Source organism: Neobacillus sp. NPDC097160 (assembly GCF_044762155.1).
Classification (GTDB): Bacteria; Bacillota; Bacilli; order Bacillales; family Cytobacillaceae; genus Neobacillus.
On the sequence record NZ_JBIWDU010000008.1, the window covers coordinates 142,681 to 154,584 of the forward strand.

Here is an 11,904-nt window from a genome sequence, read left to right on the forward strand (position 1 = left end):
ATCTCTTTTTCAATATAATTATGTTTCCCAATAATACCGTTTTCTTTCTAACAAATCTACTATGTCGTTTCAGGCACTTGTACCATGGACATAAATTCAGAAACTAAAAAACTCCGATTTGATTTTCAACCAAACCGAAGCTTTTTCAATTAAATGGACTCTTTTTTCGATAATTCTATAGATGCCGGAATGGCTTCATTTTTAGGATAAGAATTGACTAAAGCAATTTCAAACACTTCATGTAGATGGGAAACAGGGATAATGTTAATTCCATCGATTTCATTTAAAATGGTTTGCCTATTTTCCTCAGGGATAATGACCGTTTTGGCTCCGGCCTTCTTCGCTGCCTTTATTTTTGGATAGACGCCGCCAATTGGTTTCACATTCCCATGGATACTTATTTCACCAGTCATTGCTACTGTGTTATCAATAGGAATTTTATAAATAGCGGAATAAATTCCTGTTGCCATCGCGATACCTGCTGATGGACCGTCGATTGGAACACCGCCGGGAAAATTAACATGGATATCATAGTCGTTTGCCGGTACACCCATCGATCTTAATACCGTAATGACATTTTCAATCGACCCACGTGCCATACTTTTTCGGCGAATTGATTTACCTTGACCGCCAATGCTTTCCTCTTCAACGATACCCGTAATGTTAATCGAGCCCTTATCCTTTGCCGGGATAACAGTCACTTCTATTTCAAGCAGCGCCCCGGAATTCGGCCCATATACAGCAAGTCCATTCACAAGTCCCACATGAGAAATATCGTTTATCTTTCTTTCCATTCTCGGCGTCAGCTGACTGGAATGAATCACCCACTCGATATCCTCGTCCTTGATGTAATCACGGTCTTCGGTAATCGCAAGGCCTGCCGCAATCTGAATCATGTTGACCGTTTCACGGCCATTTCGTGCATATGTAGATAAAGTGTCAACACCGGTTTTATTAATTTTTAATTTTACTTTATCAGCCGCCTTTTTCGCCACTGTCACAATCTCTTCCTGATTTAAATCGCGGAAGAATACCTCCATACAACGTGAACGAATGGCCGGAGGAATTTCGCTTGGCGTTCTGGTCGTGGCCCCAATTAACCGAAAATCAGCCGGAAGGCCATTTTTAAAAATATCATGAATATGTGTTGGGATTTGATTATTTTCTTCATGATAATAGGCACTTTCAAGGAAAACCTTGCGATCCTCCAGTACTTTTAGCAGTTTGTTCATTTGAATCGGATGCAGTTCCCCAATCTCATCGATAAACAGGACACCGCCATGCGCGTTCGTAACTGCCCCTTGTTTCGGCTGTGGGATTCCAGCCTGTCCCATTGCCCCTGCCCCTTGATAGATAGGATCATGAACCGAGCCGATTAGCGGGTCGGCAATGCCTCTTTCGTCAAATCGTGCGGTTGTTGCATCTAATTCAATAAAAACTGAAGCCGGTTTAAATGGCGATTTCGAATTCTTTTTTGCTTCCTCCAATACGAGGCGGGCTGCCGCTGTTTTTCCGACACCGGGCGGGCCATAAATAATTACATGCTGTGGATTCGGTCCGCAAAGGGCAGCTTTTAATGATTTTATTCCATCTTCTTGGCCTACAATGTCATTGAAGCTAGTAGGGCGAACTTTTTCGGATAATGGCTCTGTTAATGATATTGATCTCATTTTGCGAAGCTGTTCCATTTCCTTCCGGGATTCCCGATCAATGGACACTTTTTGCGTACGCTGGTTCCTAAGCAAATTCCAAAAATACAGCCCAATGATGATCCCGAAAAATAGCTGTATAAATAAGGCAATCCCCGTCCAACTCATATTTTTCCCTCCTACAACTAAATACTCAATATATATTAATAAGTATTTCCTGCAGGATGGCGGAATAAACTACAAAATGAAAAAACAGTCTTTGATGTATGCTGATTAGATTCGCTCATTTGACCCTGAAATTCGCTCATTGGACCCGCAAAGTTGCAAAAAGACCCGGCGTAGTGCCGGGTCTTCACTATATTATGCAGATTTTTCTTCAGCAATAACGGTTCCATCTTCTAAAACTAGCTTTGGAACGCTGTCGCCGATAACGGTTTCCTTGGTAATAATACACTTGGTGATGTCTTCGCGCGAAGGAAGGTCAAACATGACATCAAGCATGATTCCTTCAATGATTGAACGTAATCCACGGGCACCCGTTTTTCGCTCAATTGCTTTCTTAGCGATTTCAGTCAGTGCACCTTCCTCGAATTGCAGCTCGACATCGTCGATTTCAAGCATTTTTTGATATTGTTTAACAAGCGCATTTTTTGGCCTTGTTAAAATTTCAATTAATGCCGCTTCATCAAGCTGTTCAAGGCTTGCAATTACCGGAAGACGACCGATAAATTCTGGAATCAATCCAAAACGGAGTAAGTCCTCTGGCAATACTTTTGAAAGAAGCTCTTTTTGGCTAATTTCTTGCTGTTTAACATCTGAACCAAAACCAATTACCTTTTGGCCTAAACGACGCTTAATAATCGGTTCAATTCCATCAAATGCTCCACCGCAAATAAATAAAATATTGGTTGTGTCGATTTGGATAAATTCTTGGTGCGGGTGCTTTCTGCCACCTTGAGGAGGAACGCTTGCAACCGTACCTTCAAGAATTTTTAATAAAGCCTGTTGAACACCTTCACCGGAAACATCCCTTGTGATCGAAGGATTCTCGGATTTGCGGGCAATTTTATCAATTTCATCAATGTAAATAATACCTTTTTCGGCTTTTTCCACATCATAATCAGCAGCTTGAATTAATTTTAATAAAATGTTTTCAACGTCTTCACCAACATACCCAGCCTCTGTAAGAGAAGTAGCATCGGCAATGGCAAATGGTACATTCAAAATACGCGCTAATGTTTGCGCCAATAATGTTTTACCGCTTCCAGTTGGGCCAATCATACAAATATTACTTTTTGAAAGCTCAACGTCATCAATTTTGCTATTCGAATTGATCCGCTTGTAATGGTTGTAAACCGCAACAGACAGCGACTTTTTCGCTTGTTCTTGGCCGATGACGTATTCATTTAGAATTTCACAGATTTCCTTTGGCTTTGGAACATCTTTAAATTCTACTTCTTCTTCTGTTCCAAGCTCTTCCTCCACGATTTCTGTGCAAAGCTCGATGCATTCATCACATATATATACACCCGGCCCGGCAACTAATTTACGAACTTGATCCTGTGTTTTACCACAGAAGGAACATTTTAATTGTCCTTTTTCATCATTAAATTTAAACAATCCTTTCACCCCTCACAACATGTTAAACCCCTAATAAAGCTCGTGAATTACACAAACAAAGTCCGAGTTTTTTCTATTTTTCAATGGTATGTATTTTGCATTGTATCACATTTAGCCAATGGACTGGAAATAAAACGCTTTACAGTATTATGTTACTTTCCTCGTATTTGTTTGTGTCAATTCAATGAAAAAACGTATGTACTCATTAATCTTAACCATAATTTTAAAAAATAAATCTAAAACCCTTATGGAAATTATTTATTCGCTATGTCTGTATTAATTTCCTGCCCATTGTTAAAAAGGTTTCCCTGACCTTATTATAATATGTAATTGAAAAAATGTATAAAAACAAGGCACGATTTTTTATCGCGCCTTGTTTTTTATTCACAATTTGTTAATTATTTCTTATTTTCGACAAGAAAGTTGACTGCTTTTTGAAGTTTTAGGTCTGATTTGATGCCATCTAAGCCGCCAAGAGCTTGTTTAATGCTGTCAACAGGCATATTGTACATGCCAGCCATTTTCTCAAGCTCAGCATTAACATCTTCGTCCGTTACTTCAAGGTTTTCAGCTTTAGCAATCGCTTCTAATGTTAAGTTAATTTTTACACGATTTTGTGCTTCTTCCTTCATTTGCTCGCGAAGTGCCTTTTCATCTTGACCTGAGAATTGGAAGTAAAGCTCAAGGTTCATACCTTGCATTTGAAGGCGTTGTTCGAACTCTTGAAGCAAACGGTTTACTTCGTTAGTAACCATGACTTCTGGGATCTCAACTTCTGCATTTTCAGCAGCTTTTTCCACTACAGTGTCACGTAGGTGGTGTTCAGCTTCATGCTTTTTGCTGTCTTCTAAACGAGTTTTGATTTTCTCTTTAAGTGCATCTAATGTTTCAACTTCATCGTCAACATCTTTTGCAAACTCATCATCTAATGCAGGAAGCTCTTTGCCTTTAATTTCATGAATTGTTACTTTGAATGTTGCTGGTTTACCAGCTAGTTCTGCCGCATGGTATTCTTCTGGGAATGTTACTTCCACGTCTTTTGATTCCCCAGCAGCTAGGCCTACTAATTGCTCTTCAAATCCAGGAATGAAAGAACCTGAACCAAGTTCTAGAGAGTGGTTTTCAGCCTTTCCGCCTTCAAAAGCTTCGCCATCAACGAATCCTTCAAAGTCAAGAACAACTGTATCACCGTTTACAGCAGTGCCTTCTTCTTTAACAACAAGCTCAGCTTGGCGCTCTTGAAGTGTTTTTAATTCGTTAGCAACGTCTTCTTCAGTAACGGTTGCATCTAATGCTTCCACTTCTAAACCTTTATATTCGCCTAATTTCACTTCAGGCTTCACTTGAACAGTTGCCTTGAAGATAAGGTCTTTGCCTTTTTCCATTTGCTCGATATCGATGTCAGGACGATCAATTGGCTCGATTCCTGTTTCATCAATTGCATTTCCGTATGCTTCAGGAAGAAGAATATCTAATGCATCTTGATATAGTGATTCTACACCGAAACGCTTTTCGAACATCCCACGAGGCATTTTTCCTTTACGGAAGCCTGGAACGTTAACTTGCTTAACAACTTTTTGAAATGCTTCGTCTAAGCCTTTGCTTACTTGTTCAGCACTTACTTCAACTGTAAGGACACCGCTGTTTCCTTCTAATTTTTCCCATTTTGCTGTCATACCTTTTCCCTCCAACAAATCTATTCTCATTTCATTCGATAACGAATTTGAGTCGGAATATGTCTTGTCCATCAAGCCATTTTTCCATTTTTTAAATGTAAAATATAATTTTTTACACAATGCAACCCCTACATTATATCATAGGTTTGCTTTCTTTCAACAGCGAGACCTAAATATTAGGATAGGAAATTTTCTCAATGATCTCGATTTGCTCCCTCGCTTGCTCTATTTCTTTTGGTTCAGTGCCATACTCACTTGCTATTTTACTAATTTCCGGTTCGATTCCCAGGTATTCCTGTGCGAGTATATGAAAGGCAGCAGCCCATGCCGCGGGATTTGCCGGCTCCAGTTCAAACGGATAGCTGATAAAAAACGTCCGCTCCACCATCCCGATGGTATTTTCAAAAAGACCCGGATTTTCACTTTCCAAACGATCTTCTAGTAATGCTTTTACCTCTATCATTCGTGGCAGTACTCGAACTTCCGGCAGCTCAGTTGGAATGAATGGTTTTTTTTCGAAAAATTTATCTACTACTAGTTCCTTATTAATTTCTTGTTCTTTTAAGAGAGTTAATAGCATTGTTTTTAAAAATGGATGCCCTGTTTCATCTTTTAAGTAATCGGCAATTTCTTCTAAGTAGGGGCGGATGTTTTTCTCCGCCAAACCGGCAACAACCAGCAATTGCTCATTTAAGTTGTTTGTTGATAAGAGATTCAATGCTTGAACCTCAGGCGGGATTTCTACTTCTACTTCTGCAGGCTGACGATTCTCGGCCATCCTTCGACTGAATTGAAGAATCGTTATGAAATGATCATGTTTCTCCGGCGGAATCTCTTTTTCTTCTAATAAGACTTCGATGGTCGAAACAATTTCCTGGTATTCGTGTAGCTGAATCAGCACGGTCAAGTAAAGATCAACCATTTGGAAATAGTCACCGATTCCTTTTAACAGCATTTCATTCGCCAGAACCTTTGCCTTTTTAAATGAACCCGCTTCAAAATAGGCAAGGACAAGCCCAATTAAAATATCATCATTATCCTGGTCCAACTCCCTTGCCTCTTCCAACAGGGTGATGGCTTCATTGAATTTTTTCTTTTCTAGGCTTTCTAAGCCTTTAACGGTTAGTCTCTTTTCAATTCCGGGAAAATAGACTACATTATCTTTTCGTTTAATTTGTTCCCGTTTTTTCATCTGTTTTCGTCCTTCGATCCGTCATTGGAAAATAGTGTAGCACAAATTGGGCACAAAAAAAACTCACCAGCATTGGTGAGTTGATATTATGGTATGTAGTGTAAATGGCGTCCCAGGAGAGATTCGAACTCCCGACCGTACGCTTAGAAGGCGTATGCTCTATCCGGCTGAGCTACTGGGACGTATTCATGTCATGTATCAAAGACAAGATTTATTATATAATCCTAACATCGAAAAGTCAACAGGTTTTTGTGCATTTTTTTAGGGGGAAAATATCCCCCCTCTTTTTACATGATAAATTCCCTTGTCAGGTCTGGCATTTCACTGCCATTTACCTCAAAAACTGACATCTTGATTTTATCGGTTAGTAAATCAAGAATGACATATGTTTTTTCTAAGCGCTCACGCGGAAGGCGGATGCTGCCTGGGTTTAAGAATAAGGTTCCATCTATTACTTCCGCACCAAGAACATGCGAGTGGCCGAAGCAGACGATATCGGCCTTAACTTCCTGCGCCTTATATTTTAAATTCATTAACGTTGATTTCACCGAGTACCGGTGTCCATGGGTAATAAAGAATTTCCGGCCTGCAGCCTCAGAGATGGTATCCATTGGATAACCGCCGCCGTAATCACAATTTCCCCTGACGGCGAGGTAACCGTTGATTGCTTGATCGTCTGGCATCAACTCTGAATCACCGCAGTGAATCATTAAATCAACTTCTTGCAGATGCCTTTCCCTGATTATTTCGAGTTCCTTCGTCAATCCATGGCTATCGCTGACGATCAAAACCTTGCTCATGATTGTTTTGCACTCTCTAAAATAGAATCTAAGATCACATCAAGCTTTTTCAAGGCATTAGCCCGGTGGCTAATGCTATTTTTTTCATCTGCATTTAGCTCTGCCATAGCCACGCCTTTTTCCGGCACATAAAATACCGGGTCATAGCCAAAGCCATTTGTACCACGGTGTTCTTCCAGAATGCGGCCTTCGCAGGCGCCTGACACCGTCCTCGTTTCTTGACCTGGCACAGCTACAGCTAGGGCGCAGTAAAATCTTGCCGTTCTTTCGCCTTCCGGAACGCCTTGTAATTCGGATAACACTTTATCAGTATTGTTCTGGTCATTTTTTGGCTCGCCGGCATAACGGGCAGAATAGATTCCCGGTCTTCCTTCAAGGGCGTCCACCATAAGGCCTGAATCATCGCCAATGACCATTTTATTAAGGGCACGGGAAACCGCTTCTGCTTTGAGAATGGCATTTTCCTCAAAGGTCATGCCTGTTTCTTCAACCTCTGGAATTTCAGGAAAATCAAGCAGCGTCCGTACTTCGATTCCTCTGCTAGCAAAAATATGTTCGAATTCCCGCGCTTTTCCAGGATTTTTTGTTGCAATAATAACTTCTTTCATCGTAATCGCCTCTTATTTTAGTATTCTTTTTTGAAGTTTGTTTTTTCAAGAGTAAACACCTGTAATTTAAAAGTCTTTCCGCTGATTGGCGGAGTCTATCCGCTGATTGGCGCAGTTTATCCGCTGATTGACGATGCTTATCCGTCGATTGGCAATGCTTATCCGCCGATTGGCGATGCTTATCCGCCGATTGACGATGCCTATCCGCCGATTGGCGCAGTTTATCCGCCAATTGACGATGCTTATCCGCCGATTGACGATGCCTATCCGCCGATTGGCAAACCCTGCAAACTATTTCTTCCGTCTTCCCTCAATTTTCCGAGTAATGTCTTCACCAAGTGCAGCTTTTTGCTGCTCAAATAGCTCCATGATCCCTTCTTGTGCCGCATGCAATAAGCTTTGGAGCTGATCATAGGAAAAGGTTGATTCCTCGCCTGTTCCCTGCAGTTCAACAAACTCACCGGTTCCGGTCATCACGACATTCATATCAACGTGGGCGTTGGAATCTTCTGCATAGTTTAAGTCGAGTACGACTTCGCCGCCCTGCAAAATTCCTACACTTGTTGCCGCTAAATAATCGGTAATTGGGAATTTTGAAAATGACCTTTTCTCGGCCAACGCATTCAAGGCTAGTGACATTGCGACAAATGCACCCGTGATGGAGGCAGTTCGTGTACCGCCGTCTGCCTGAATGACATCACAATCTATCCAGACGGTTCTTTCACCGAGTGCACCAAGGTCGACGATCGCGCGAAGGGCACGGCCGATTAAGCGCTGAATCTCCATCGTCCGGCCGGTCACCTTCCCTTTTGAGGATTCGCGAATGTTTCTGGACTCTGTTGCCCTTGGCAGCATCGAGTATTCTGCTGTGATCCAGCCTTTGCCTTCGCCTCTCATAAAGTGAGGAACTCGTTCTTCAATGCTCGCGGTACAAATCACCTTTGTATTCCCTACAGAAATTAGGACTGAACCCTCTGGATGCATTAAATAATTGGTTTCAATATGTATTGGTCTTAGCTGTAATGGCTCTCTTCCATCAACGCGCACAAAACCTCCTCCTTCATCAAATACTTTTTTTCCACACAAAGAAGAGGCGGCATCAGGGCCAACCTCTTTTATTGTCATTATATAGTATAACAAAAATGCTTTTTTAAAAACTACCTGTATTGACTTTTTCTGGTCGTGTGACCGGCTCAGATAGTTTTTTCCCTTTATCATTTTTGATTTCTGCTTTACCGTCAACTTGAACAGCAACCTTTTCAACGCCCTGCTGTTCCGTTAAGGAAAGCACGAGTGCATCTAGTAACGATTGTGAAATTTCCTTTTTATCAAAGCTGTCATAAATATTCTTATTGAAGTTTAAGGTAACTGTACCGTCTTGATATTTTGGAGCCTCAAGCAGTTTTATGTCAGACACAAATTCAGATACAAGGGTTGATTTTTCACTAGGGCCTTTAACTAGTTCATTGACGATCGCTGCATAATTATCCTTCTCGTTGTTGCTTACGCGGCGGGTAACTGGAACGTAGTAGTAGGAACCTTCTTCACCGCCAATATAGTAAACCGTTACAGGCTTTGTATTGGTGATATCCACAACATCGTTTGTATCGATATTGATTCCTGTCGCTCTTGATAGATTTTGGCTGATTGGTGTGCTATTGACCGGCATTTCCGTCAGTTCATGGCCGTTCATTTTTAGCTTGACTGATTTGACATTATCAAATTGGGTCAGTGTCCAAGTTACTGATTGGAGAATCCTCGACTCATCTTCCGGTTTGTAGTCTTTAAATTCTTTTGAAAAATTAACCGTTGCGACGCCGGTATTTTTATCAATGTTGACAGACAGCGTTGTATCTTCAGGGAGGACGGCTCTAAAGTCATTTGGGAGCATGTTCGACACAGGACCATTTGCAACTAAATATTCAAGCGCCTGTTTTGCTACCGATGTTGTTTTCGGCAGATTTAATGTTTGCGGTACGACATAGCCGTCTTTATCAATCAGGTACAGTTCTGTCTTTACGACGTTTTCCACCTTGCTTTTTTCTTTAGCCGTCGTTTCTTTACTTGCTTTTTTATCGGCGACAGTTACACTCTTTGGCGGATCAATTTTCTTTTGCGTTTCACCGCCAAACAACCCGCAGCCGGAAAGCAGGACTGCCGAGCCAAGCATGGTCACACCCAGTATCTTTGCTTTATTTTTAGACACATTAATTCCCCCCTAAGACAGTTTGTACTATCATGTATACGAGCCTTTTTTAGAATTAGACCGCTTTGGGAAAGAAAAATAGGACAAATTTTTATATGCAATCACTTTTTGGCGAGGATTTATGTTTACTCGTCTATTTTCATGATTCACTCGTCAAAAATCGGAATTTACTCGTCAACATTTCCATTTTACTCGTCAGTTTTGACTTTTTACTCGTCACTTTCCCCATTTTACTCGCCGAATCAAAAAACCCCTATCATTTTTGATAGGGGGCTCCGATTTATAGTTTTATTTTATGAACATTGTCTACAGGGAATCCTAGCCACTGGGAAGCAATTTTTGAAAAGATCCGTATTGAGCCAGTCGTGTAAAATTCATGTTCCGGTTCAACCTCAGATTCGTCCAGCTGGCCGTTATATTGGAGAATCGCGCTAATCTCACGAGCTGTTTCATCACCTGAACTAATAACTTGAACGGTTTCACCCATTACCTTCTTTACAAGAGGCTCAAGCAATGGATAGTGGGTGCAGCCTAATATTAATGTATCTAAATTTTGATCCAATAATGGCTGCAGTGCTTCGTCCACGATCTTCTCAGCAATCGGTCCATTATATTCGCCGCTTTCCACAAGAGGGACAAATTTTGGACAAGCATGACTTGTGACAAAAAGCCGGCTGTTTAGCGATTTCAATGCTTTTTCGTAAGCATCACTTTTAACTGTACCTACTGTGCCAACAATGCCAACTCGATAGTTTTTCGTCCGCTTAATCGCCGCACGTGCCCCTGGATTAATAACCCCAAGGACAGGGATAGTCAATTCATTCCGAATCTCGTCAAGGGCAGCTGCTGTTGCGGTGTTACAAGCAATCACCAGCATTTTGATGTTTTTTTCTAATAAAAAGTTGGTCAATTCCCAAGTAAATTTCTTTACTTCCTGCCTCGTTCTTGGACCATACGGGCATCGGGCGGTATCTCCCAAATAAATGATTTTCTCATTGGGAAGCTGCCTGATAATCTCCTTGGCGACGGTTAATCCACCGACACCCGAATCAATTACACCTATTGGTTGTTTCAAACTTCTCGCCTCATTTTAACGCATTTCCTGATGTAGTTTCATCAAGCTAGTTTGAAGTAGTTGAATTTCTTCTATTGAGAAGTTTTTCAATACTTCCTCTAAGTATACCTGGCGCTTTTTGATGACTTCATCAATAATCCTCTTTCCCTCATCGAGCAAGTGAATTCTCACAACTCGCCGATCGCTGGGATCCTTCACCCGTTCAACGAGTAAATTTTTCTCCATCCGGTCAACAAGATCGGTTGTGGTGCTGCATGCTAAATACATTTTATTCGAAAGCTCACCGATTGTCATATCTCCTTCTTCAAAAAGCCATTGCAAGGCCACAAATTGGGGAGGAGTAATCTTATAGTTACTTAACATTTCCCTTCCCTTTTGCTTGATAATGCCAGATATATACCGTAAATCCTTTTCTACATTTGCAAAAATATCTCCAGGTACTTTTAGCGGATTTTCGAGTTCCATTTATTTAACACTCCTAAAATATGCTTTCCTCAAGACCAATAATGATAAATATCAGCAATTCCAAGTAAAATATTTAAAGCTTGTCTTTATTTTCTACTTTTTTTTCTAAAATTTCAAGCTGAATCTATTTGAAAAAACGTTTGTTTCAAGAAAATTCCCACCACTTATTTTCATGAATGGAAGAATCAAATTAGTTTCATATTGTTTGGAGATAATATAGAATGTGAACAGATAAATAAGTGTAAATAAAAAACTAAAGGTGAGAAAATAATGGAGATTGTCATAAGTAATGCGGCATTAAAATGGTTTCAGGATGAAGTTGAGTTAAAAAAGGGAAATAAAGTGAGATTTTATACGCAAATATACGGCAGCAGTCCCATTCAAGAAAACTTTGCACTTGGCTTTACGGTGGATAACGAACCAGTTGATATGTCTGTTAAAACCGAAAAAGAAGGCATTACATTTTTTATAGAAGGAACAGATTTATGGTTTTTTAATGGTCATGATTTACATGTTGATTACAATGAAAAAAAGGATGAATTAGAATTTAGCTATACGAAATCGAAGGAATAATTTGATAAACCGGCCTCCAATTGGATGCCGGTTTTGTTTA

The 11,904-nt window shown here is 40.6% G+C and carries 12 protein-coding genes and 1 tRNA gene; 2 read left to right on the forward strand and 11 right to left on the reverse strand.

Going from position 1 to position 11,904, the window contains the following annotated elements; genetic code table 11:
• Nucleotides 1-149: 149 nt before the first annotated feature.
• The 7 genes from lonB to ACIQXV_RS13340 all read right to left on the reverse strand — a co-directional run bounded on the left by lonB (nucleotide 150) and on the right by ACIQXV_RS13340 (nucleotide 7,545).
• On the reverse strand, nucleotides 150-1,817 hold the full coding sequence (gene lonB / locus ACIQXV_RS13310) for an ATP-dependent protease LonB (RefSeq protein WP_402959541.1): 1,668 nt from the start codon (nucleotides 1,815-1,817) through the stop codon (nucleotides 150-152).
• A 192-nt stretch (nucleotides 1,818-2,009) separates the two neighbouring features.
• Nucleotides 2,010-3,269, reverse strand: a complete 1,260-nt coding sequence (gene clpX, locus ACIQXV_RS13315) for an ATP-dependent protease ATP-binding subunit ClpX (protein ID WP_402959543.1) — start codon at nucleotides 3,267-3,269, stop codon at nucleotides 2,010-2,012.
• Between the two features lie 398 nt (nucleotides 3,270-3,667).
• A complete protein-coding gene (gene tig / locus ACIQXV_RS13320) occupies nucleotides 3,668-4,945 on the reverse strand; it encodes a trigger factor (RefSeq protein ID WP_402959544.1) in 1,278 nt (425 codons plus the stop codon).
• 169 nt (nucleotides 4,946-5,114) lie between these two features.
• Nucleotides 5,115-6,137 (reverse strand): tetratricopeptide repeat protein, encoded by a 1,023-nt coding sequence (locus ACIQXV_RS13325; protein WP_402959546.1) that lies wholly within the window; start codon nucleotides 6,135-6,137, stop codon nucleotides 5,115-5,117.
• Between the two features lie 105 nt (nucleotides 6,138-6,242).
• Nucleotides 6,243-6,319, reverse strand: a tRNA-Arg gene (locus tag ACIQXV_RS13330).
• Nucleotides 6,320-6,424: 105 nt separating this feature from the next.
• The gene (locus ACIQXV_RS13335) at nucleotides 6,425-6,937 is read right to left on the reverse strand and encodes a metallophosphoesterase family protein (RefSeq protein ID WP_402959548.1); all 513 of its coding nucleotides are present in this window, start codon (nucleotides 6,935-6,937) and stop codon (nucleotides 6,425-6,427) included.
• Nucleotides 6,934-7,545, reverse strand: a complete 612-nt coding sequence (locus ACIQXV_RS13340) for an XTP/dITP diphosphatase (protein ID WP_402959550.1) — start codon at nucleotides 7,543-7,545, stop codon at nucleotides 6,934-6,936. Before ACIQXV_RS13340 ends, ACIQXV_RS13335 begins: the two co-directional genes overlap by 4 nt.
• Before the next feature lie 30 nt (nucleotides 7,546-7,575).
• On the opposite strand from ACIQXV_RS13340, the gene ACIQXV_RS13345 reads away from it, so the two are divergent.
• On the forward strand, nucleotides 7,576-7,908 hold the full coding sequence (locus ACIQXV_RS13345) for a hypothetical protein (RefSeq protein WP_402959552.1): 333 nt from the start codon (nucleotides 7,576-7,578) through the stop codon (nucleotides 7,906-7,908).
• Here the strand turns inward: ACIQXV_RS13345 and rph are convergent.
• From rph to ACIQXV_RS13365, 4 genes are all read right to left on the reverse strand, one after another.
• Nucleotides 7,837-8,592 (reverse strand): ribonuclease PH, encoded by a 756-nt coding sequence (rph, locus tag ACIQXV_RS13350; protein ID WP_402959554.1) that lies wholly within the window; start codon nucleotides 8,590-8,592, stop codon nucleotides 7,837-7,839. The two genes, ACIQXV_RS13345 and rph, sit on opposite strands and share 72 nt — an antisense overlap.
• Before the next feature lie 103 nt (nucleotides 8,593-8,695).
• Nucleotides 8,696-9,751, reverse strand: a complete 1,056-nt coding sequence (locus tag ACIQXV_RS13355) for a GerMN domain-containing protein (protein WP_402959556.1) — start codon at nucleotides 9,749-9,751, stop codon at nucleotides 8,696-8,698.
• A gap of 280 nt (nucleotides 9,752-10,031) precedes the next feature.
• On the reverse strand, nucleotides 10,032-10,826 hold the full coding sequence (gene racE, locus ACIQXV_RS13360) for a glutamate racemase (RefSeq protein ID WP_402959558.1): 795 nt from the start codon (nucleotides 10,824-10,826) through the stop codon (nucleotides 10,032-10,034).
• Between the two features lie 15 nt (nucleotides 10,827-10,841).
• A complete protein-coding gene (locus ACIQXV_RS13365) occupies nucleotides 10,842-11,291 on the reverse strand; it encodes a MarR family winged helix-turn-helix transcriptional regulator (protein WP_402959559.1) in 450 nt (149 codons plus the stop codon).
• A 270-nt stretch (nucleotides 11,292-11,561) separates the two neighbouring features.
• Between ACIQXV_RS13365 and ACIQXV_RS13370 the strand changes: the two genes are divergently transcribed.
• Nucleotides 11,562-11,864, forward strand: a complete 303-nt coding sequence (locus tag ACIQXV_RS13370; protein WP_402959561.1) for a HesB/YadR/YfhF family protein — start codon at nucleotides 11,562-11,564, stop codon at nucleotides 11,862-11,864.
• The last annotated feature ends 40 nt before the right edge of the window (nucleotides 11,865-11,904 follow it).